The sequence below is a fragment of the Paenarthrobacter sp. CAP02 genome (assembly GCF_040137855.1).
In the GTDB taxonomy this organism is placed as follows: domain Bacteria; phylum Actinomycetota; class Actinomycetes; order Actinomycetales; family Micrococcaceae; genus Arthrobacter.
Window position 1 is genome coordinate 426,566 of record NZ_JBEEII010000001.1, and the last position, 21,673, is coordinate 448,238.

Sequence of the window (21,673 nt, forward strand, 5' to 3'; positions counted from 1 at the left end):
CTATTTGGTCCGCAGGGGCTTTGCGACGCCAGCCAGGAGCAGGGCAAGCAGAATAGGTGCTCCGATGGCCAGGAGGGCCAGATGGATTCCCGTATGGTCGCCGAGGTAACCAAGGAGCGGTGGTCCGGCGAGGAATGCGACGTACCCGATGGTGGACACCACGGAAACACGGGCGGCGGCATGCTTGGGGTCGTCAGCTGCCGCGGACATTCCCATGGGGAAGGCCAGTGCCGCACCGACACCCCACAACGCCGCCCCGACGCCTGCGAGGAACACGTTGTCCGCGAAAACAAACAACGCCAGGCCTGCTGCGGCTGCAGCCATGCTTGCACGAAGGACAGCAACCCGGCCGAATTTGTCGATCGCTTTCCCGCCGAGGAACCGCATCAGTGTCATTGCCGCCACGAAGAGGGCGAAGAGGAGTGCTCCGGTTGATTCGGTAGCTCCCAGACCGTCCACGGTTGCCTTGGCGATCCAGTCGTTGCCGGCGCCTTCGGTCAGCGTCGCACCCAGGACCACGATGCCTATGAGCAGCGTCCTGCCATCCCGCCAAGCCGAGGGTCCCTTCTCAAGGGGAGCGCCGTCGTCGTGCGTTTCCGCGACCTCGTGCGGCAGGAAGAACTTGGGGACCGTCAGCGCGAGGGCGACGGCGATGGCCGCGATAACCAGCAGGTGTTCCGGAAGCCCGACACCCAGCTTCGACAAACCTGCCCCAATCAACGCCCCCACGAACGCGCCGCCGCTGAAGGCGGCATGGAACTGGGGCATGATGGTGCGCTTGAGCCTGTGCTCGACATCTGCGCCTTCAATGTTCTGGGCGACGTCCCAGAGGCCGATTCCGATGCCGAAAAAGAACAGCGCAATGGCGGTGGCCGGGACCGAGGCGGCCATCAGCGAGAAAGCGATGGCCGCTCCCGCGGCGCCAGCCACGATGCCGGCCACCCGGACCGTATTCGCTGTACCGATCCTGCCCACCACCCAGCCCGCGGAGGGCAGCGCAAGCAAGGATCCGACGGCGGTGCAGAGCAGCAAGGTTCCCATCTGGCCCGATGTGAGGCTGAGGGCTTCGGTAACGGCCGGAATGCGGGCGGCCCAACTGGCAAAGACCAGGCCGTTCATGCCGAAGATCAGGAACGTCGCCACCGCGGCGGCGTTGACGCTTTTGGAGCTTTTGATGCTGGTGGTCATGCAATCACAACTTCCACGGAGAGTTTGTTGAGCCGGGCAAGATCTTCGGGGGATGGTGCAAAGTCTGTGACGATGACATCCACGGTGTCCATGGCCGACACCAGGGCAACCGCGCTGGCATTCCATTTGCTGCCGGCCGACGCCACGATCACACGCGCCGCCGACTCCAGGCCGGCACGTTTCACGGCGGCATCGTCAAGGTCGTGGGCCAGGAGGCCGTCCTTGAGGTTGAGGGCACACGGGGTTACGACGGCGGTGTCGAACCTCAGCGAGCGGATGTTGGCTTCCGTCATGGGTCCCCGGAAGGATTGCTCACCCGGGACAAGACTTCCGCCGGGGAGGATCAGCTGGGGTGAGCGGCCATCCTTGACGCGGGTCAGAGCGTCAACACCGTGAAGGGACATGGGCATGACAGTAAGCTCGCGCGTGCTGAGGCTGCGTGCGATCTCCGTGGCTGTCGAGCCGCTGTCCAGCCACACGTGCTCCCTGTCCTTCAGGAGTGCGTCCACTGCTGCGGCGATGCGTATCTTGGCGTCGTGGTCTTCCAGTTCGCGTTGCCCGTAGCCGGGGTTGTCTCCGCGCGCCAGCAAGCTGCGGGCTCCGCCGTGGACGCGCTTCAGGACACCGTTGGCTGCGAGAATCTCCAGGTCGCGGCGGATCGTGGCGCCCGACGCCCCTGTGGCCTCCACGAGCTCATCGACTGTGGCTTCTTCGCGTGTGCGCAGCAGTTCACCGATGAGCCGGTGGCGGTCGGCAGTTCCCATTCATCAACCGTAGCAAGGAGTGCGCATTTAATCACCCCGAGTGATCATTTGAACACAAACCCTCTCTCACACCCCACCCGTTAAACCCCAACGCTCTCTCACATCCCACCCGTTAAACCCGAACGCTCCTGCAGCTGCTGCAGGAGCGTTCGGGTGAAGGGGGCGGGATGTGAGAGAGCGTCCGGGGTCAGCGGGCCCGCTCTACGCGCTTCTCGTCCCACACGGGTTCCTCGGACTCGTAGACCTTGCCGTCGGAACCAAAAATGAGGAAGCGGTCAAAGGACTTGGCGAACCAGCGGTCGTGCGTCACGGCGAGGACCGTTCCCTCGAAAGCATCGATGGCCCGCTCCAAAGCTTCCCCGGAATGCAGGTCCAGGTTGTCCGTAGGCTCGTCGAGCAGCAGGAGCGTGGCACCGGAGAGCTGCAGGAGCAGGATCTGGAAACGTGCTTGCTGGCCACCGGAGAGTGACTCGTACTTCTGCTCGGACTGGCCGGCTAATCCGTAGGAGTCCAAAGCTCCGGCAGCTGCCTCACGTGGAAGTCCGCTCCGGTGCTCATCGCCGCGGTGCAGGATCTCCAGCAAGGTCCGGCCCAGGAGGTCAGGGCGGACATGTGTCTGCGCGAAGAAACCCGGGCGGATTCGGGCGCCGAGTTTCACCACGCCCTCGTGCGGGACCTCAGCGATGACGACGTCGGACACCGGCAGGTGTTCCCGCTCCGGATCCGTGCCACCGGTGGCGAGCAGGCGGAGGAAGTGGCTTTTGCCCGAACCATTGGAGCCCAGGACACCCACACGGTCTCCGAACCAGATCTCCGTGGAGAACGGCTTCATCAGCCCGGTCAGCTCAAGCTTCTCGGCAACGACTGCGCGCTTGGCGGTACGCCCACCCTTGAGTCGCATCTTGACGTTCTGCTCGATCGGCAGGGCTTCGGGCGGCCCAGCCTCAAGGAACTTGGCCAGACGGGTCTGCGCTGCCTGGTACCTGTTGGCCATGTCAGAGCGGAACGCAGCCTTGTTCTTGTACATATTGACGAGTTCCTTGAGCTTGATGTGCTCCTCGTCCCAACGCTTCCGCAGTTCCTCGAAACGCGCATTGCGGTCTGCCCGGGCCTCGACATAGGAGCCGAAACCTCCGCCGTGGATCCAGGCACCCGCACCGTTGATGCCCGGTTCGAGCGTGACGATGCGCCCGGCGGCGTTGTTGAGCAGCTCGCGGTCGTGGCTGATGAACAGCACGGTCTTCTTGGACTCGTTGAGCTTGCTTTCCAACCAGCGCTTGCCGGGCACGTCCAGGTAGTTGTCAGGCTCATCGAGGAGCAGCAATTCATCAGGCCCGGCAAACAGTGCTTCGAGGACAAGGCGCTTCTGCTCGCCGCCGGACAGGGTGGAAGCTCGCCGGAACTGGGCTTTGTCGAATGAAATCCCCAGGGCGGCCATGCAGACTTCGTCCCAGACGGTCTCCACGTCGTATCCGCCCGCGTCGCCCCAGTCGACGATCGCTTGGGCGTACTTCATTTGGGTGGGCTCGTCGTCGTGTTCCATCATGGCGAGCTCGGCTTCCTCCACGGCCTTGGCCGCGGCCGCGAGGCCTGCTTGTGCGGTAGAGACCAGGAGATCGCGGACAGTGGATTCATCGCGAACCTGGCCCACGAACTGGCGCATGATGCCCATGTTCCCGGACCGGCCCACGGCTCCCTCATCCGGCGTGAGATCGCCGGAGATGATCTTAAACAGCGTGGTCTTGCCCGTTCCGTTGGGTCCGATCAACGCAGTCTTGGTGCCGTCGGGCACCTTGAACGTCACCCCGTTAAGCAATTGGGTGCCGTCGGAGAGGAAGTAGTCAATGCCTGAAACGTCAATATGGGCCACGTTTCAATCCTCCCATGGCACGGTATTAACGCTCGACGGCGGCCTGCCGCCGTCGAGCGTCTGCCGTCTCAGCCTGCTGCGGTGAGGAAGGACTTCAAGAGTGGGCCGCTGGTGGTCGCACCAAGCCCACCGTCCTCGACGAACACGGCGACGGCCAGGTCTCCGTGAGTAGCCACGATCCACGCGTGCGTCTTGGGCGGATCCTCGTTGCCGAACTCCGCCGTGCCGGTCTTGGCCCCGACCGGGAGGCCGGGTACCTGTGCCAGGAAGCCGGCGTGCCCGGAGGTCACCACGGCACGCATCATGTCCGCCAACGAAGCGGCTTCTTCCTTGGTAATCGGTTTGGTAGATGCCGGAGACGCAGGGAGAGCACTGGCCGTGGTGGAATCCGGCGACGGCGATGCGCTGCCACTTTCGGTCGGGGAAGCAGTGGCACTGGGGTTCTGGGCAGCATCAGCGTTGAGGACCAGTTGGGGTGACACGGGAGCCCCGTTGGCCACGGAAGCCGCCATGACTGCGGCTGAGAGCGGCGAGAAAAGTACCTTGCCCTGGCCGATCATGGAGGCGGCGTGCTCAGTGCCTTCGGCAGCACCGGGAACCGATCCCAGGAACGCGTCGGCGCCAAGTTTGGGGGCTTCCACGGCGACTCCGAGGGCCTGGGCGGCCGACTCGAGTTGGTCCTGGCTGACGGTATCGCGTGCATTGATGAAGGCGGTGTTGCACGAGTGCGCGAAGGCGTCCCGCAAGGCAACGCTGCCCAGCGAACCGGCCGGGTACCCTTCGGCGTTCTTGAATGTGCGCCCATCAACGGTGACCGTCGGAGTGCACTCAACCTTGGAATCGGGCGTGGCACCGTTCCGGAACATCGCCAGCGAATCAACGATCTTGAACGTTGAGCCCGGTGCGTACTGTCCCAACATGGCGGTGTTGTACCCGTTACTGCCCGGTCCTGAGGCGGCGGCGAGAACGGCACCGGTTGAGGGTTTCAGCGCCACGATAGCCGAGGCCGGCCCCACTTTAGCCAGCGTATCCTCCGCCAATTGCTGGAGTTTCAGGTCAAGCGTGGTCTTGAGGGTGGTGCCCGGTGCGGGGAGGGACGAGAAGAAGACTTTGGTACCGGGGGTTTCACCCTGGGACTTGGCGCTGGCAATGACTTCCACGCCGTCCTTGCCGCGCAGAAGGGAGTCGTATTTCTGCTGCAGGCCACCCGTTCCCGTGGTGTCCCCGGCACGCAGCGCGCCGTTGGACTTTTCGATCTGTTCTGCGCTGGCTTGTCCAACGCTGCCCAACAGGGCACGGGCGAACGTCCTGGTGGGAGCCAGGGCCATGGAGTCCAGGATGCTCACACCACCCGGGATGGCGTTGATCTTGGCTTCGTTGATGTCGGCTGTGTAGGCGCGGAGGACGAGTCCCTCCACAAACGCCTGCGGGCCGGATGCAGCAACCTGCTTGGCGTACTCCTCGACGTCCAGCCCCAGCAGGGCCGCCATGGCCCGGGCCGAGGCGTCGGCTTGCTCTGCGGGAACCTTGGTCTTGTCGATGCCAACCCGGAACACGGGCCTGTCTTCAACGATCGGGGCGTCGCCGGCACCCAGGATCTGGCCGCGTTGGGCAGGGACTGTCTTAACGGAGAGGGTCTCGCCATCGGAGAGCTGTGGTGCCAGGAGGGCAGGGCTCCACTGAACCGCCCATTTTCCGGAGGACTTCTTCAGCGTGGCATCCGAGGTGTACTCCCACTTGGCAGAGCCGACGTTCCAGCTGTAGTTCAGGGGGAACGTGGCGGTATCGCCGTCGAGCTTCACGTCGCCGGACTGCACCGAGGGTTTGGCGCCGAGGCCTTCGAAAACAGCCTTGAGTTCATCGTTGGCCGCGGCAGCGTCCTTGCCCTCGACGGCGAGAGACCCGACGTCGAGCGCTTCCAAGGAAGACGCCAGCTGCTTTGCGGCACCTTCCGCGCCGGATCGGCCATCATCACAGGCGGCCAGCGAGCCAGCCATCACTAAACTGACGAGTCCAACGACAAAACCCTGCTTCTTTTTCAGTTTCCCCCATTTGCGACATTATGCCCCGTTCCACCGACAGTTTCTTGTTGTGCCCGGTCAGCGGACAGCCGCCGCCTGCCACCCCGGGGAGAGGCGGCAAACGGCGGCCGTCAGGACGTTGGCGCTACGGAGCGCAGGTGAACTTGGCGTCACCCCACACCCCGTGGGCACCGTTGATGGATCCGGAGGGATCCACCACCAACTCCACGTAGGCCGCTCCGGTGAGGTCAACCGTCACGGATTCGGGAGCGAACCCCGGCGTGTACGTGCGCGACTGGTACTTGTTCACGCCGTCGGCGTTGACCTTGAAGATAATGTTGCCGCCGAAGCCACTCTCAAGGCCCACCTGAGAAGTGAATTTCGAACACTTTCCACCCAGGTAGTAGGTGATTTTGGACGCTGCGTGCACACCAAGGCCCTTGCTGAACACGGGCTCCTTGCCTGTGGCGGGATCCGTGTAATTCACTGCCAGCGGCTTGTCCGGGGACGACGCCGAGTCCTTGTTGGCCACGTTCTTGCCGATCACACCGTAGCCGTTCAGCGCCTGGACCCACGGGGTTTCAGAGGCATACACGGAGCCGACAGGGACAGCTGGAAGAGGCTGCGAGGTCACCTTCCAGTCGAAGAACTTCACCCGTGTATCCGTGGGCAGCGTGACGGATGCCAGCTCCTTGGTGGGATTGAGCCGCACCGTGTTGGAGAACGCTTGGTACTTGTACTGCGTGTACTCGGGGGACGGGCCTGAGGCGTTGTTGCGGCCCTGTTCCGAAACCGCCAGGACGGCTCCGTTGAGGACCGAGGGCTGCAGCCAGTTGGGGAAGAAGATGGACTGCTGCTCTGAAGAACCGTCCGCGTAGGTCAAGGTCAGCGTCGGGCTGGTTCCATTACCCACAGCGGCAGATCCGAGGACCGCAAGATGCGTGCCCTTGCCCTTGACCGAGATGGTTTGCGCGGACAAGGCCACGGAGTTGGGGACATCAGGTCCCACGGCCGGCCACGTGTAATCCACCTGTGTAGGCTTCCCGGCATCGACCGTCACCGTGCTGCCTGGCCGGACACCGCCGGCCGGAACCGTGGCGGCAGCCAGCTGCTCGGCAGCGAAGGTGGCCCCGCCGCCGTCGAAGTTTCCGAGCGCCTTGCCGGCCACGGTGGTGACCGAAACGGTGTTGTAGGCCGCAGCCAGCGAACCGTAGGCGACGTAGATCTGGTTGCCGCCGGTCACCGACTGGTTGGAGTCGGAAGCAGCGTACGACGCCGACACCCGCACGGTCTGTTGGCCCGCCTTCGCGCTGGAGCCGGGTTTGATGACGAAGGTGGCAGTGGCGCTCGCTCCACCGTCCACCTTGGCTGCGGTTGCGCCCAAGGACGAAACCACGGTCCACCCCTCGGGAAGGACGGGAGTGAGGACCACGTTGGTCTTGGCCTTGGTACCGGTGTTCACGAAAGCAGCGGTGACTGTTGTTTCCTGGTCCTGGAAGACCTGTTGGCCGGTGGTCACGCGGACTTCGGCGGCGGTGTCTTCCTGGCTTTTCCCACCCAGCGGACCTGCCTGCTGGAGCTGAACCGTCGCTGACTGGTTGGAGGCGATGGATCCCGTCTTGACCCAGATGGTGCCGTTGTTGGCCTCATCGAAGAACCAGCCCGTGTTCGCAGCGGCGTAGGCGGCCTGGGTTGGTTGTTGGGTGAGCTTGGTGCCGCCGATTTTCACGTCCTTGGGGGCCGCGCCGGCGTGGACTTTCAGCTCGTAGGGTCGGGCAGCGGCCTTGCCGGTGTACTCGCCCTTCCGCTCACCGATGGATACCTTGACGCTGCTGTTGCCCTTGCCGGGCGCATCCACTGCGAAGATCTGGCTGGAGGACTTTCCATCCTTGAATTCACGGGTGACCTTGTCGTCCTCATAGAGCGTGAAGGTGTCCTGGCCTTGGGCGTAAACGTCCAAGGTGATCATGGAATCTTCGGGTACCAAGGAGGCGTTGCGGGCCACGATGCCTTGCGGGATCACCGCACCGGCCCGAACGAACACCGGCAGTTTGTCCAGGGGTGCGTTGTAACCGTTGAGGATCTGGCCGCCCTGGTAGAGCTTGCCGGTCCAATAATCCACCCACTGCTGGCCCGCGGGAAGAAATATGCCGTTTCGGACATCTGTCTGGGTGAAGACCGGTGCCACCAGGAAGTCGGAGCCGAGCATGAACTGGTTGTTGGCCTCGGCACCGTAGGACCACTGCTGGTCAGGGAACTCCAGGGCCATGGATCGCATCATCGAAACACCGCTGGTGGAAGATTCCTGGGCGAGGGTGTAGATGAAGGGCATGAGTTGCTGCCGAAGCTGCAGATATTGGCGGTTGATGGCCGTGGCTTGGTCGCCGTAGAGCCACGGGCGCTTGTCCGTCGCGGCCCAGCCGGACATGGAGTACAGCGCCGGGGCGAAGGCCTTCCACTGGAGGTCGCGGACATACGATTCGGCCGAGCCGCCGAAGATCCCGTCAACATCGCCGGTGGTGAACGCCAAACCCGAGTTGCCCGCACCGGTGAGGGCCGAGACCTGCCAGCGAACGGCGTCGAGGTTTCCGGAGTGGTCACCGGTCCACTGCATGCCGCAACGCTGGGCGCCGGCCCACCCTTCCACCATCAGCGAGGTGCCCCGCGCGTTCGAGTACTGCTCGATGCCGCCGTGTGCGGCCTCGCAACCGGTGAGTGCCTGCCGGTAGCCCTGCCCAACCCAGGCAACGTCGAGCTTGCGGAGCCGGACTCCGGCCTCGCCTACTTCGTATTCCTGGTTGGTCAGGGAGCGCTGGGTCCACAGGCCAACTTTGAGGTCGGTTTCTTTCTCGATGTTGCTCACGGTTTCCGGGAGTTGCTGGTATTCACAGCCGTAACCGTCGTTGACCAGCATCCAGCCGGCCGGCATGTCGTTTTCAACGAACTTCCGTGCGGTTTTGATGGCGTCCGGTGTGCGCTGCTTCGCGCCGTCGGGATCACCATAGCCGGAGGAAGAATAGCCCGGGTTGGAACGGTTGTAGCAGTCCGCGTCGCCGTATTCCAGGGCGTAGACCGGGGGCATGATCGGCTTTCCGGTCAGCGTTGTGTACGCGCCAAGGGACTGTTTGTAGTCGCCCACGAAGTAGTAGGCGTCGAACCGCTTTTCCTCATGCGTGGTGGTGGGCTGGTCCTTGAAGTCGTAGGAGCCGCGGGCGAACGTGTCGCGGAGGACACCGTAGCCCTTGGATGACATGTAGTACGGCACGGCATTGGGGTAGCCGTCGTCGTCCCAGTCGAAGTTCTTGGCGATGTTGATCAGCGCGCCGGTGTGCACGGAGCGGCCGTTTTGCATGCCGCCGCCGATGAACTGCTCGCCGTCCTGATGGGCAAGGTGCTGCGTGGCCGAGTTGGAGCCGAACGTGATGGGTGCCGACTCTTCCAGCACCAGTGATCCGTCAGCCCGGGTCACGCGGAGTTGGGTAGTGGTCTTGTTGATCGCGACGCTGATCTTGTCCGTTTTCAACGTCAGCCAGTCGCCGTCGACGATGGTGGGTGTGGTGCCGGGAAATTTGTCTTTGCCCACCACGATGTTGGCGGTCCTGGCCGGGTCGCCTTGGTCGGTGTTGGCGGGATCCGTGAAGGTGCCGCTTGGATCGGCTTCGAGGCGGAAGGTGCCGCCATCCAGGAACGTAACCCGGGCTGCGCCTTTAGCGGTGGAAAGGCCGACGACGTTGCCGGACTGGGTGTATCCGGTCACCGCGCCGAGGGGTACTCCCGCGGCGTCGACAGGTACCTCGGGGGTGACGGCTTTGACGGGGGCCGGGTCGCCGGGCGCGGAATTCGCGGCCGATGCCGCCGATGCGAAGGTCAGTGCGGGGATGGTCCCTGCGAGGAGGAGCGAGGCAAGGCCGAGGGATGCGGCCTTCCTGGCTATCTTTGTGGCTCGTCCGGGGCTGTGGGGAGCAGCACTGGACAGGCCCAAGGAGGGTGCGGACATGGGGGCCAACTTTCGACGAGTGACTTTTTGTGATCTAACTCATAGCGAAACGTGCACTAATCGTCACTGCTGCGAGGCCAAAGGTCAACCGTTTAACCAAAATTAACAAGCAAAATGAGCCTCACCCGTCCGCCCAGAGGGGTCCAGCGCGACGTTTGCTGTGGGCCTGATCCGCGAGGTTCAGTGCCCGCGGATGATTCGTCGCTGGGTCGCCGCAGCAATCGCCGCCGTCCGGTTGTCGACCCCCAACTTCGAGTAGATGTGTACCAGATGCGTCTTTACCGTGGCCTCCGAAATGAAGAGCTGCTTCGCCATGGCGCGGTTGCTCATGCCAGTAGCCAGCAACTCCAGCAGCTCCACCTCCCTGGCGCTCAACGCGGGCGACGGGTTTCGGATCCGCCCCATGAGCCGCGCCGCGACCTCCGGTGCCAGCGCGGTCTGCCCTGCAGCCGCGGAAAGGACAGCTTGCCGGATTTGCTCGGGCGGGGCGTCTTTCAGCATGTAACCGCTGGCGCCGGCTTCAACGGCAGCGAGGATATCGGCGTCGGTGTCATAGGTGGTGAGGATCAGAACCGGGGGCGGGGGGCTCCCGGCCTCGCCGGCTTTGATCTTTTCCGTCGCGGCCACGCCATCCATGCCGGCCCCCATCTGCAGGTCCATGAGGACCAGGTCCACCGGCTCGCCGAGCGTGTGCAGCCTGCGCAGCTCGGCCAACGCAGCATCACCATCCGCCGCCTCGGCCACCACCGTGACGCCCGGGAAGTCCGCCAACATGGCTCGCAGGCCTGCCCTGACCACCGGGTGGTCATCCACCAACAGAATGCGGATATCGCTCATGCCTCATCTTCTCCCACAGGCAAGGGCACCCGGATGGCAACCACCGTTCCCTCGCCAGGAGCCGACTCGATCTCCAGGCTGCCCTCCAGCGCGGCCAGCCGTTCGCGCAAACTCAACAGCCCGACGCCGGTGCCGTCACCGCGCACGGTGGCCACCGCCGTCGACGGCTCAAAACCAATACCGTCGTCAAAAACGTCCAACGTCACCTCGGAGCCGAGGAAGGACAGGGTCACGACGGCGGCCCGCGCCTTTGCGTGTGCCCACACGTTCGCGAGGGAGGCCTGGGCGGCCCGGAGCAGGGTGGTCTGGTAGGTATTGGGCAGCTCAACGGGGGAACCCACCAACTCGAAACGGCAGCGCAGCGCGGTACCACGGGCGGCGGCTTCAGTCTCGGTTTTCTCACAGAGGCGGCGCAAAGTATCCACCAAGCCGGCTTGTTCCAGGTCAGGGGAACGGAGGCCACGAACAAAGCTACGGGCTTCGGCCAGGTTCGCCGAAGCTGTTTCCTGGACGATCCGCAGTCGCTCCCTTGCAGCCCCTGTATCCCCGTCATCCAGGGCTTTCTCCGCCGACCGCCCCATCAGGACGATGCTGGAGAAGCCCTGTGCCAGGGTGTCGTGGATTTCCCGGGCGAGCCGTTCGCGCTCGGCCGTGATCCCGGCGTCGTGCTGTGTTTTGGCCAGTTCAGCCCGCGTCCGACGCAGGTCCTCGGCCACCACCCGCTGGTTTTCGGCCTCAAGGAACAAGGCCTGGTAGGCCAGCCCGGTGACCACGGCGAAACCGGCCCCAAACACCGGGCCCAGGACCATCGCGAGCTGCAGGCCGCCGTCGGACGTGCCGCGGCTATGGAACCACAGCGCACCGATCAGCAGGACCGTGCTCAACGCAATCAAAGGCAACGCCAGGCGCCGGGGAAGCAGGTGAAGCTGCAGGAAGAAGAGGGGGAAGGCCACCCAGGCGAAATCGCCGCTGACCAGAAGGAGCAGCAGCCACAGGAACATCACTGCACCCAGCCACCACGCTGCGTAGCGCGTGGGGTTGAAACGGGAAGGGTCGCTTGCGTGCCGTTTTTCCAGGATGGTTCCCGCCAGGTACACCATCGCCAGGAGGGCAGACAGGCCCAAACCGGCAGCCAACGCCGTGGATGACGGTGATCCGGAAGTGCCGACTCCGGTCAGCAGGCGAATGACGGCGACCAGCAGCAGCACGGCGAAACCGACGTGCAAACTCACGCGCAGGACGCGGAGGATCGTGACGGCTCCGGTGGGGGATTGCATGCTTTCCAGCGTATCTCCGGCCCTGCCGCATTCCGCCGTATTCCGCGCCGCACAGCCGGAATCAACCATTTGGATGACTGGCCGCTCAACCCCACGGAGTCCGCCAATCCATCCACCTCCCGATGTCCGGGAGGGCCTTCGCCGGAAGAGTTGGTAGTGCCGGGAACAAGCCCGCACCTACCGAAGGAATCCGATGTTTCTCGCCATCCGCGACATCCGCTTCGCCAAGGGCCGTTTTGCGCTCATGGGCAGTGTCGTCGCCTTGATCACCTTGCTGCTCGTGATGTTGTCCGGGCTGACAGCCGGACTGGGAAACCAGTCGACGTCGGCCATTGCCGCATTGCCGGCGCAGCAGGTCGTCTTTGGGGCTCCCGCGGGAAGTGACGCCAAAGCGTCCTACGCCGAGTCTGAGATTTCCTCGGCCCAGCTCCAGACGTGGCGCGAGCAGCCGGGGGTCAGTTCTGCGCAGGCAGTGGGAATCAGCCAGTCGCGTTTCCAGTCACTGGGTGCTGGTGGCACTCCAAGTGGTACAGCGAACGTCGCCGTCTTTGGCGGATCCGTCGCTCCCCAAGCCGTGGAGGACGGGGCGGTGGTTGTCGGCGAAACCTTGGCGAAGGACCTGTCCTTGACCGCCGGCAGCCGGGTGAGCGTAGGCGGCACCGACCTCACTGTCTCGTCCATTGTGGGGGACCAGTGGTACTCCCACACGGGCGTCGTCTGGACCACCCTGGACACCTGGCGGTCCATCGCCCACGCGGCCCCCGGCACGGCCACCGTCCTCGCCGTGCAGTACGACGCCGGAACCTCCTTGGACGTCGACGCCGCCAACGCATCGGCTGGCACAGTCAGCACGGATCCCGTGGGTTCGTTCCAGGCCTTGGCCTCGTACAAGAGCGAAAACGGCTCCCTCATGCTCATGCAGGCGTTCCTCTACGGCATCTCCGCATTGGTGATCGTCGCATTCCTGACCGTGTGGACGGTACAGCGGACGCGCGATATCGCGGTACTTAAAGCACTTGGTGCTTCCTCCGGTTACGTCCTGCGCGATGCCCTCGCCCAAGCGGCCTTGGTGCTGGTGTCCGGAGCCGCGGTGGGCGGTTTGCTGGGCCTTGCCGGGGGAGCCTTCGCAGCCCAGGCTGCACCCTTCTTGATCACTCCCCTGACCACGCTGCTCCCAGTGGCTGGAATTGTCCTGCTCGGGCTCGCCGGTGCGGTGCTTGCCGTCCGCAAAGTCACCACAGTGGACCCCTTGCTGGCCCTCGGCGGCAACTGATTCCGTACATTCTTCGAAAGGCATACACCGTGACTACTGCACTCAACCTCGTCAACGTCTCGCTCGAATATCCCGATGGCGGCTCCACCCTGAAGGCCCTGGACTCCGTGAACCTCGCGGTCAGCAAAGGGGAATTCCTCTCCTTGGTAGGCCCGTCAGGCTCAGGGAAGTCGTCACTGCTCGCCGTGGCGGCCACCCTCATCCGGCCAACATCCGGCGTAGTGGTCATCAACGGGCAGGATGTCGCCGCACTTCCGGAAGCCGAACGAACTGCGCTGCGCCGGGACAGCGTGGGCATCATCTTCCAGCAACCCAACCTGCTGCCGGCGTTGACCGCCGTCGAGCAGTTGGTGATCCGTGAGCACCTGCGTGGCAACCCGCTGAAGGAAGCCCGCCGGAAAGCCGTCGAGCTGCTGGATGTAGTTGGTTTGTCCGGCGCCGAACACAAGCGGCCGCACCAGCTCTCCGGCGGCCAGCGCCAGCGGGTGAACATAGCGAGGGCATTGATGGGCAGCCCTTCGGTGCTGCTGGTGGACGAGCCCACAGCGGCGCTTGACCACGAACGCAGCGAATCCGTGGTCCGGCTGCTCCGTCGGGTGACGGACGAGTTCAACACGGCCACCGTCATGGTCACGCACGATACCGAGTTCCTGCCCCTGACGGATGCCGTCGCGACCATGCGGGACGGGCGAATCAGCCGCGCCCTCATCCCGTCGCCGCAACCCTAGGTAGCTGAGAGTATCGCGGAGTCCTGCGCGTCGTCGTAGGCTTCGCGGGCTTCCAGAATGGTGGGCACGTGGCTTTCGGCCCATTCACGGAGCAGGGACAACGGCTGCAACAGGGATTCGCCCATCGCCGTCAGTTCATAGTCCACGCGTGGGGGGACCTGGGCATGGACAGTCCGCGTGATCAGGCCGTCACGCTCCAGCGCCCTCAGCGTCTGGGTCAGGACTTTGGGCGTCACGACGTTGACCATCTTCCGCAACTCGGAGAACCGCACCGGACCGGCGCCCAACACCTGGATGACCAGCGAGGCCCATTTGTCGCCGATTCGTTGGAAGATCACGCGGGAGGGACAGTTGGGGTCCAGAATGTTCGCGGGGAGGCTATTGGTTTCCATCGGGTAACTAGGTTCCTTTGAAGCTATCAGTATCCAATGGATACCTTTGGTGTATTGCAAGGATAGCAACCCCAAGGAGAGCAATGAAAATCGCAGTCTACGGCGCAACAGGCATGGTCGGCAGCCAGATCGTCAACGAATCCATCACCCGCGGCCACCAGGTCACGGCCATCTCCCGCAAGGGCGCTGAAGTCCCCGGCGCAGCCACTCAGGCTGCAGACCAGGCTGACGCGCAGACCTTTGCGTCCATTGCCAAGGACCACGACGTCGTTGTGCTGGCTACGGGCCCCAGCCGCACCGGCGGCGACCACTCCGAGTGGCTCGAAGCCATGTCCACCGCTTACAGCAACGCAGAAGGAACCCGCCTAATGATTGTCGGCGGCGCCGGGACTCTGGAAATCGACGGTGTCCGCCTGCTCGACTCCCCGGACTTCCCTGAGGCCTACAAGGCTGAGGCCACCACCGCGGCCAAGGCCCTGGAGGCCGTCAAGCAGGCCCCCGAGTCCCTCGACTGGACCGTCCTGGCCCCCGCACCGGTTATCCAGCCCGGTGAGCGCACTGGCGAGTACTCCGTGGCAAAGGATTCGCCGGCGGGCAACACCATCTCCACGCAGGACTACGCCGTAGCCATGCTGGACGAGATCGAAAGCCCGGCCCACCGCCGCGCACGCTTTACCGCCGCCAACTAGGACGGCGGGCTAAACGCCCAGCCCGGGTACCCGCAATTTGAATATGTCCTTAAGGGCATGTTTAGCCGCGTGGTACCCGGGCATTCCTGTCACTCCGGGACCTGGCGGCGTTGAGGACGAACACAGATAGACACCCGGCATCGGCGTCCGCCAAGGCACATTGGACACCACGGGCCGCTGCACCAGCCCACGGAGATCCAGGATGCCTGCGCTGAAGTCGCCACCCACATAGTTTTCGTTGTACGCAGCCAGTTCTGCCGCCGTCGTGGTCTTTGACGCCACCACGACGTCCCTGAAGCCGGGCGCATATCGCTCGATGCGGGCCGTTACCGCCTCCGCCATATCCACGGTGGAGTTGGCAGGGACGTGGCAGTAGGACCACAGGATGTGGCGGCCTTCAGGTGCGCGGGTCGGGTCCAGCAGGGACGGCTGGGAAACCAGGACGTAGGGCTGCGGTGGATACTTGCCCATCGCTACCAGATTCTCGGATTCGGCCATGGCAAGCCGTGAACCTCCCACGTGGACCGTGCCTGCCTTGGCCAGGCCTGGATCCAACCAAGGCACAGGCCGGGAGAGAATAAAGTCCACTTTGCATGCTGCATTCCCGAATCGGAATGCTTCCAGTGCCCGGCGGTAGCGGTCGGGTACTTCCGCGCCGCCGATCCGGGCCAGGGTCGGGGGAGCAACATCCAACAGGATGGCGTCCGCGGGCCGAACCTGGTCCAGGGAGTCCACTCGTTCACCTACGTGGATGGTTCCTCCGTGGGCGGTCACGTCATCCGCCATCGCCTGGGCAATGGACATTGACCCCCCTACGGGAATCGGCCAACCGCCGGCATGGGCAAGGACCCCGAGCAGGAGCCCGGCGCCGGTTGAGCTCAGGGACGGTTGCGAACCCAGCGCGTGCGACATCACCCCGGTCAGGAGCGCGGGCGCTGCCTCCTCCCGGAAGCGGCGGCCCCACATGGGCGTGCCCTGATCCAGCGTGGCAAGACCAAAGCCCATGGCGGCCAACGGGTCTTTGGGTATGCGCAGCAGCTGGTTGGACGTAAATTCCACCACCCCGGAGACCCGCTCCAGCAGGGGTTCCATGAGCCGGCGGTATGCCGGTCCATCCACGCCCAAGCCCTGGACAGTCCTGTCCAGCGACTGGTAAGCCAACGCGGCACCGCCCACGTCCAGGGGTGTTCCGTGCTGAACTTCCGGGACCCGCAGTTCAATTCGTTTGGACAGCTCGAAGGCACGGAAGAACGGCGACGCCAATGCCATGGGGTGTACCGCGGAGCAGATGTCGTAGAAATGCCCGGGTTCCATCAGCTCACTGGTGCGCGAACCTCCGCCAATGGCGTTCGCGGCCTCGTAAACGTGTACCTTCAGGCCCGCACGGGCCATGACCACTGCTGCCGCCAGACCGTTGGGGCCCGCGCCGACGACGGCGACATCACCCATCGCTGCCTCCCTCCACCGCGCGGGCTGCTTGAGCTTCGGCTACCCGATGCCCTCCGGGCAGGACCGACCCGGCCCGGTGGAAGAGGTCGATCCTGAGCCAGTCCGTGGCGCCGTCGAAGGGACCGCCATGTGGGTCATCGTCGCCGTGGATGCGCACGGGGTCCTGGACCGGATCCCAGATATCCATAACAACCCTCGCCATCAGGTAGGCCGTGGCGGCCATGTGCAGGACCACCGCCATCACGTAATAGGACATGTCAATGTTGTGCTGGACAGGTCCGCCACTGGTCGCCTGGCCAAGGTACATCCAAATTGCCGCCCAATGCAGGCCTTCGGCAGCCTGCCACAGGAGGAAGTCGCGCCAGCGGGGCCGCGCCAGGGCAAGGAGCGGGATCAGCCAGAGAACGAACTGGGGCGAGTAGACCTTGTTGGTGAGGATGAACGCGCCGACAATCAGGAAGACAAGCTGGGCGATCCGTGGCCGCCGCGGCGCGCACAGGGCCACCACGGCAATGAGGATGCACGCCAGGGCAAACAGGGCCAACGCAATCACGTTGATGCTGGCCGCATCCATCTGCATCCAGTGCAGCCTGTCCGCTACCAGGTTGTAGGAAAACCACGGCGAGCTGTAGCCGGCGGGCCGGTCCTGGGTGAACTCGAAGAAGTACTGCCAGCCAGTAGGGTTCAGGGCCGCGAACGGAAGGTTGACTACCAGCCAGGACACCAGGGCAGCTCCTGCGGTGACAAGGAACGGCCGGAACTTTCCGGTCCGAAGGGCCAGCAGTAGCACGGCACCGAGGAACAGGACCGGGTAGAGCTTGGTGGCAGTGCCCAGCCCGATGCAGACACCGGCGAAGATCAGTTTGTCCCTGGAGAAGAAGTACATTCCCAAGGCGAGCAGAGCCACCGCCCACATGTCCCAGTTGATCAGGCCGGCCAGGATAATCCCGGGTGCCAAGGCCACCATGGCGGCATCCCAAGGGCGACGCTTGTTGATTCTGGCGGTGAGGAGGACGGTAACGATCCACATGGCCACAATCAACGTCGCGTTCACATCGAAGTAGCCCAGTACCCGATCATTGTTGACCCCCTGGCCGGGCACCAGCAGGGCAGTGATCCCAGCGATGATCCCCATCAGCACGGGGTATTCAAACTGGCTGCCTTGGGTGAACAGGGGGATGACTCCGTCGCCGAGTCCGCGGTTCTTAAAAAGTTCGGGGAAGTCGGAGTAGCAGGTGGAGTAGAACTGGCCGGGAGTTTCCCAACCGTTGACCCGGCAGTAGTCCTTGGCGAGCACGGCCAGCAGCGCCGCCAGCACGGTGAGGAGGATCAGGACCCGTTCCACAGTGAACGCGCCGGAAGAAGCTTCGCCTGGCGATGAGTGCCTGCCCAGCGGACCGCCTATGAGCTCTGTGAAGTTCCGGAGCAGGCTGTCACTGCGGCTGGGAACCACCACGCGGGCACGTTTCTGAGGCCGGTGCGGCTTCGTCTCCTGCATGGCTCGAGCTTACAGTCACTACTTGGAACAGGGCATCAGGTTCCGCCCCGACTCCCTGGATGAGCCAATGCGCTTAAAAGGCGGAAGCCCACGCGTAGCCGCGCGGGCTCCCGGAGGTTCAACAAAGTCGTGTGGCATCCGTGTCTCCTTCGGACAGGCTGAAGGACATCAGCGGATCAGTCCCATCTGGTGCAGGGCAACGTAAACGTCTTCACGGCGTTGGTCCAGCAGCTGGCCGTTGAACAGGGTGCGGTCCTTGGGCGCTGTGACGCTCTTGAAGAAACGCATGTCTTCTGGGCGCTTTCGCATGGTTCACCTCCTTTCAGGGGGATTATGCCGGGAATTTAGGCGCAACAATTAGGGCCATTTGAAGATAAAGAATTCAAAGGGCCAAAAAGGGTGCGAAAAACCGAGGCTGGTTTAAGGGTAATTAGCGGACCGAATCAGGAATTCCTGAAACGTCATTGCATCATTGCGCGGGCTTCCGGCAGTCGACCCAACAAGAAGCTGGTTCCGAACTTTGGGAAAACTGCGCACCCGCGGCATGCTGCGTGGGTCCGCGCCTACAACTGACTACTCAGCCATCCAAGGAAATGAAGGCTGTCATGAACACCGCCGGCAACAGGCCGGTCCGGTGGATCAGGAGTGGGTCAGAGAGTAAAAAAGGCGTCGATCATCAGCAGAGGCCGGGGCAGCATTGACGGTCAACTTCCGTCCGCTAGTCAAAGTAATCATTTTTCCCAACCTCCTTCCGGCCTTTACAGCCTGCTGTGGCATTCACCCGGGTGACTAATCGGAAGAATGCGCGCCTTGTTCCCGGCGGATCGCTCTGGGAACAAGATATAAGCTACCCCATGAACAGGGAGTTTGGCCAGCACAATTCACTGTTTCGCCAAAACTTTTTCTTAATGAATGTTTCTAGAGACCCCAGCGCACAATTGCGGGCGTGCGCTTATCCCATCCGAGCGTGCAGACTTTAGCTGTTCCGAGGACGAAATGCCGGCCTTCCCGGGCGTCCATTTCCAGCCAACGTGCGGTGAGGATTCGGGAGAAATGCCCGTGTGCCACCACCAGGACGTTGTCCATTCCGGATTCCAGGACGCGCCCAATGATCTTGTCGGCACGGGCAGCCACCTCATCCAGGGTCTCCCCGTTGGGAACACCATCCGTCCAGATGAGGTAATCCGGGTTGTCCTTACGGATCAGGTCCGAGCTGATGCCTTCGTAGTCGCCATAGTTCCATTCGACGGCGAGCGGCTCGTGCACCGCTTCAGGGTAGCCGGCCAGTTCGGCTGTACGGCGGGCACGTCGCAGCGGGGAGGTCAGCACCAGGTCGAAGTCGATGCCCTCCAGGACCTTTCGTGCTTCAACAGCCTGCTGCTCACCCTCAACAGTGAGGGGCAGATCGGTCAGGCCCGTGTACTGGCCGCTCTTGGACCACTCCGTCTCGCCGTGGCGAAGGATCCAGAGTTGCGGGCGCGGGGAAGTCGCAGCATTCATGAGGGCTCCTCAGTTTCAGTCAAAGGCTCGACGACGGCGGACTCGGGTTGCGTGGCCCACCACGCCAACAGCTTCTGCTCGGCTTCCTCCGGGGACAGCGGTCCGTGTTCCATGCGCTCTTCCAGGAGGAACTTGTAGGCCTTGCCCACCACCGGTCCCGGCTTGAGTCCCAAAAGGGCCATGATCTGCGCTCCATCGAGGTCAGGCCGGACGGCAGCCAGCGATTCCTGCTCCAAGAGCGCCGCGATGCGGTGCTCAAGGTCATCGTAGGCGAAAGACAAGCGGTCAGCCTTGCGCTGGTTACGCGTGGTGACATCGGAGCGGGTGAGCCGATGCAGGCGTTCCAGCAGGGGACCGGCGTCGGTAACGTACCGGCGGACAGCCGAGTCACTCCAGCCAGCATCACCGTAGCCGTAGAAGCGCATGTGGAGTTCCACCAGGCGGGCAACGGCCTTGATCGAGTCGTTGTCGAAGCGCAGGGCTTTCATGCGCTTGGCCACCAGCTTGGCGCCCACCACGTCATGGTGGCGGAAGCTCACCGCGCCGCCCGGTTCAAAACGGCGCGTAGCCGGCTTGCCGACGTCGTGCATCAACGCAGCGAACCGCAGCACGAAGTCCGGCCCGGGTACGGGGCCATCGGGACCCGTTTCGAGTGCGGCGGCCTGTTCCAGGACCTGGAGGGAATGCTGGTACACGTCCTTGTGACGGTGGTGTTCGTCGGCTTCCAGGCGCAACGCGGAGACCTCGGGGAGCACGAACTCAGCCAGTCCTGTATCCACCAGGAGGTCGATGCCCACTCGCGGGTGGGCTCCGTTGATGAGTTTGACCAGCTCCTCGCGGACGCGCTCGGCGGAAATGATCTTGATGCGGTCGGCCATCTGGGTCATGGCGAGCCGAACGTCGTCGTGAACCGACACGCCGAGCTGCGACGCGAACCGGGCCGCGCGCATCATGCGCAGGGGGTCATCCGAGAATGACGCCTCGGGGGCGCCGGGTGTTGCCAGTTCGGAAGCGTGGAGGTCGCGGACGCCACCGAAGGGATCCACGAGTTCAAGGCTGGGCAGCCGGAGGGCCATGGCGTTGATGGTGAAGTCGCGGCGGAGCAGGTCATCCGTCAAGGAGTTCCCGAAGGCCACCACGGGCTTTCGCGAATCGGGGTCGTACGCCTCGGCGCGGTACGTGGTGATTTCGATCTGGAAGCCACTCTTACGCATCCCGATGGTGCCGAAAGCACGGCCGATTTCCCAGAAGTTGTCAGCCCACTTCTTGATGACCGCGATGGTCTGGTCCGGCGTGGCGTCCGTGGTGAAGTCGAGGTCCGGGGAGGTCCTCCCGAGGAAGAGGTCGCGGACAGGCCCACCCACCAAGGACAGCTCATAGCCGGCGTCGACAAAGCGCTGCCCGAGGTCGAGCACCACCGGATCGATGGTGAAGTTAACTGAAGAGCTGTCCAATACGTGCGCCATAGTCCCTTAAGCTTGGCAGATTTTTACCCGGGAGTGGGCCACTGTTCCATGCAATATCAGGCATGCGTCCGCGGACCGTCTCCTGCAGTCCATCTTGTAGCCATGTCCCGGTCATCACTCGAGGGCAAGAGTCGTTAGAGTGGACCTCATGGCCAACCCGATCCCGAGCGCTCCTGGCAGGAGGACAAACGCACCGTTGCCGTCGGCAATCGGTGCCCACGTCGCGCCTGCTCCGCAGCACCCGGTACAGGCCTCACTTCCCACGGTTGAGGAAGTGTCAGCCGGCGGCGTTGTTGTGGACACGTCCGACGGCGAACTCCGGGTTGCGATTATCGCCCGCCTTAATAGGGGGGGCCGGCTCGAATGGTGCCTGCCGAAGGGCCATCCCGAGGGCCGCGAAAACAACGAGGAAGCAGCTGTCCGCGAGATCGCCGAGGAAACCGGCATCGAAGGCAGCATCCTTGCACCCCTGGGCAGCATTGACTACTGGTTCACAGTGAGCGGCCACCGCGTCCATAAAACCGTCCACCACTTCCTGCTCCAGGCAACGGGCGGTGAGCTGACCATCGAGAACGATCCTGACCAGGAGGCCGTGGATGCCGCGTGGGTTCCCATCCAGGAACTGGCCCGCAAACTGTCCTTCCCGAATGAACGCCGCATCGCCGATCTGGCACGGGAAGTGCTGCCCGAACACCTCTGACCCGGGTACATGGGACGATAAAGG

Annotated in this window: 17 protein-coding genes; 4 read left to right on the plus strand and 13 right to left on the minus strand. The window is 63.7% G+C overall.

The window, feature by feature from the left end; genetic code table 11:
• The 7 genes from ABHM97_RS02195 to ABHM97_RS02225 form a co-directional block, all read right to left on the minus strand.
• Nucleotides 1-1,188: an MFS transporter gene (locus tag ABHM97_RS02195; protein ID WP_235518147.1), complete on the minus strand. Its 1,188-nt coding sequence runs from the start codon at nt 1,186-1,188 to the stop codon at nt 1-3.
• Complete coding sequence (locus ABHM97_RS02200) at nt 1,185-1,952, minus strand: DeoR/GlpR family DNA-binding transcription regulator (protein WP_349469418.1); 768 nt, start codon at nt 1,950-1,952, stop codon at nt 1,185-1,187. The genes ABHM97_RS02195 and ABHM97_RS02200 overlap by 4 nt, the downstream gene beginning before the upstream one ends.
• A gap of 187 nt (nt 1,953-2,139) precedes the next feature.
• The gene (locus tag ABHM97_RS02205; RefSeq protein ID WP_211710299.1) at nt 2,140-3,822 is read right to left on the minus strand and encodes an ABC-F family ATP-binding cassette domain-containing protein; all 1,683 of its coding nucleotides are present in this window, start codon (nt 3,820-3,822) and stop codon (nt 2,140-2,142) included.
• A 68-nt stretch (nt 3,823-3,890) separates the two neighbouring features.
• Nucleotides 3,891-5,819 carry a penicillin-binding transpeptidase domain-containing protein gene (locus ABHM97_RS02210; protein WP_349469419.1) on the minus strand — a complete coding sequence of 643 codons (1,929 nt, stop codon included), beginning with the start codon at nt 5,817-5,819 and terminating at the stop codon, nt 3,891-3,893.
• Nucleotides 5,820-5,988: 169 nt separating this feature from the next.
• Complete coding sequence (locus ABHM97_RS02215; protein ID WP_349469420.1) at nt 5,989-9,840, minus strand: NPCBM/NEW2 domain-containing protein; 3,852 nt, start codon at nt 9,838-9,840, stop codon at nt 5,989-5,991.
• A gap of 180 nt (nt 9,841-10,020) precedes the next feature.
• A complete protein-coding gene (locus tag ABHM97_RS02220) occupies nt 10,021-10,677 on the minus strand; it encodes a response regulator (RefSeq protein WP_349469422.1) in 657 nt (218 codons plus the stop codon).
• On the minus strand, nt 10,674-11,954 hold the full coding sequence (locus tag ABHM97_RS02225; RefSeq protein WP_349469423.1) for a sensor histidine kinase: 1,281 nt from the start codon (nt 11,952-11,954) through the stop codon (nt 10,674-10,676). Before ABHM97_RS02225 ends, ABHM97_RS02220 begins: the two co-directional genes overlap by 4 nt.
• 193 nt (nt 11,955-12,147) lie before the next feature.
• Here ABHM97_RS02225 and ABHM97_RS02230 point away from each other — a divergent pair, with 193 nt between their 5' ends.
• The gene (locus tag ABHM97_RS02230; protein WP_349469424.1) at nt 12,148-13,227 is read left to right on the plus strand and encodes an ABC transporter permease; all 1,080 of its coding nucleotides are present in this window, start codon (nt 12,148-12,150) and stop codon (nt 13,225-13,227) included.
• A 29-nt stretch (nt 13,228-13,256) separates the two neighbouring features.
• On the plus strand, nt 13,257-13,955 hold the full coding sequence (locus ABHM97_RS02235; RefSeq protein WP_349469425.1) for an ABC transporter ATP-binding protein: 699 nt from the start codon (nt 13,257-13,259) through the stop codon (nt 13,953-13,955).
• Here ABHM97_RS02235 and ABHM97_RS02240 read toward each other — a convergent pair.
• Nucleotides 13,952-14,347, minus strand: coding sequence for a winged helix-turn-helix transcriptional regulator (locus tag ABHM97_RS02240; protein WP_235518135.1), 396 nt, complete (start codon nt 14,345-14,347; stop codon nt 13,952-13,954). The genes ABHM97_RS02235 and ABHM97_RS02240 overlap by 4 nt on opposite strands.
• Nucleotides 14,348-14,430: 83 nt before the next feature.
• Between ABHM97_RS02240 and ABHM97_RS02245 the strand changes: the two genes are divergently transcribed.
• A complete protein-coding gene (locus ABHM97_RS02245; protein ID WP_349469427.1) occupies nt 14,431-15,036 on the plus strand; it encodes an NAD(P)-dependent oxidoreductase in 606 nt (201 codons plus the stop codon).
• Between the two features lie 9 nt (nt 15,037-15,045).
• Here ABHM97_RS02245 and ABHM97_RS02250 read toward each other — a convergent pair whose 3' ends face one another.
• The 5 genes from ABHM97_RS02250 to ABHM97_RS02270 all read right to left on the minus strand — a co-directional run bounded on the left by ABHM97_RS02250 (nt 15,046) and on the right by ABHM97_RS02270 (nt 20,949).
• On the minus strand, nt 15,046-16,485 hold the full coding sequence (locus ABHM97_RS02250) for a phytoene desaturase family protein (RefSeq protein WP_349469428.1): 1,440 nt from the start codon (nt 16,483-16,485) through the stop codon (nt 15,046-15,048).
• Nucleotides 16,478-17,983 carry a glycosyltransferase family 87 protein gene (locus ABHM97_RS02255; protein ID WP_349469429.1) on the minus strand — a complete coding sequence of 502 codons (1,506 nt, stop codon included), beginning with the start codon at nt 17,981-17,983 and terminating at the stop codon, nt 16,478-16,480. Before ABHM97_RS02255 ends, ABHM97_RS02250 begins: the two co-directional genes overlap by 8 nt.
• Before the next feature lie 168 nt (nt 17,984-18,151).
• Entirely contained in the window at nt 18,152-18,292 is a 141-nt protein-coding gene (locus ABHM97_RS02260) for a hypothetical protein (protein ID WP_235518131.1), read from the minus strand.
• A 609-nt stretch (nt 18,293-18,901) separates the two neighbouring features.
• Nucleotides 18,902-19,483, minus strand: coding sequence for a histidine phosphatase family protein (locus ABHM97_RS02265; protein ID WP_257369963.1), 582 nt, complete (start codon nt 19,481-19,483; stop codon nt 18,902-18,904).
• Nucleotides 19,480-20,949 carry a CCA tRNA nucleotidyltransferase gene (locus tag ABHM97_RS02270; RefSeq protein WP_349469431.1) on the minus strand — a complete coding sequence of 490 codons (1,470 nt, stop codon included), beginning with the start codon at nt 20,947-20,949 and terminating at the stop codon, nt 19,480-19,482. Before ABHM97_RS02270 ends, ABHM97_RS02265 begins: the two co-directional genes overlap by 4 nt.
• Nucleotides 20,950-21,145: 196 nt before the next feature.
• Between ABHM97_RS02270 and ABHM97_RS02275 the strand changes: the two genes are divergently transcribed.
• Nucleotides 21,146-21,649, plus strand: a complete 504-nt coding sequence (locus ABHM97_RS02275) for an NUDIX hydrolase (RefSeq protein ID WP_090822121.1) — start codon at nt 21,146-21,148, stop codon at nt 21,647-21,649.
• The last annotated feature ends 24 nt before the right edge of the window (nt 21,650-21,673 follow it).

Coding starts and splice junctions, on each gene's coding strand:
- ABHM97_RS02195 (WP_235518147.1), bottom strand. CDS start 1,188: ATGACCACCAGCATCAAAAGCTCCAAAAGCGTCAACGCCGCCGCGGTG.
- ABHM97_RS02200 (WP_349469418.1), bottom strand. CDS start 1,952: ATGGGAACTGCCGACCGCCACCGGCTCATCGGTGAACTGCTGCGCACA.
- ABHM97_RS02210 (WP_349469419.1), bottom strand. CDS start 5,819: ATGGCTGGCTCGCTGGCCGCCTGTGATGATGGCCGATCCGGCGCGGAA.
- ABHM97_RS02215 (WP_349469420.1), bottom strand. CDS start 9,840: ATGTCCGCACCCTCCTTGGGCCTGTCCAGTGCTGCTCCCCACAGCCCC.
- ABHM97_RS02220 (WP_349469422.1), bottom strand. CDS start 10,677: ATGAGCGATATCCGCATTCTGTTGGTGGATGACCACCCGGTGGTCAGG.
- ABHM97_RS02225 (WP_349469423.1), bottom strand. CDS start 11,954: ATGCAATCCCCCACCGGAGCCGTCACGATCCTCCGCGTCCTGCGCGTG.
- ABHM97_RS02230 (WP_349469424.1), top strand. CDS start 12,148: ATGTTTCTCGCCATCCGCGACATCCGCTTCGCCAAGGGCCGTTTTGCG.
- ABHM97_RS02240 (WP_235518135.1), bottom strand. CDS start 14,347: ATGGAAACCAATAGCCTCCCCGCGAACATTCTGGACCCCAACTGTCCC.
- ABHM97_RS02245 (WP_349469427.1), top strand. CDS start 14,431: ATGAAAATCGCAGTCTACGGCGCAACAGGCATGGTCGGCAGCCAGATC.
- ABHM97_RS02250 (WP_349469428.1), bottom strand. CDS start 16,485: ATGGGTGATGTCGCCGTCGTCGGCGCGGGCCCCAACGGTCTGGCGGCA.
- ABHM97_RS02255 (WP_349469429.1), bottom strand. CDS start 17,983: ATGCAGGAGACGAAGCCGCACCGGCCTCAGAAACGTGCCCGCGTGGTG.
- ABHM97_RS02260 (WP_235518131.1), bottom strand. CDS start 18,292: ATGCGAAAGCGCCCAGAAGACATGCGTTTCTTCAAGAGCGTCACAGCG.
- ABHM97_RS02265 (WP_257369963.1), bottom strand. CDS start 19,483: ATGAATGCTGCGACTTCCCCGCGCCCGCAACTCTGGATCCTTCGCCAC.
- ABHM97_RS02270 (WP_349469431.1), bottom strand. CDS start 20,949: ATGGCGCACGTATTGGACAGCTCTTCAGTTAACTTCACCATCGATCCG.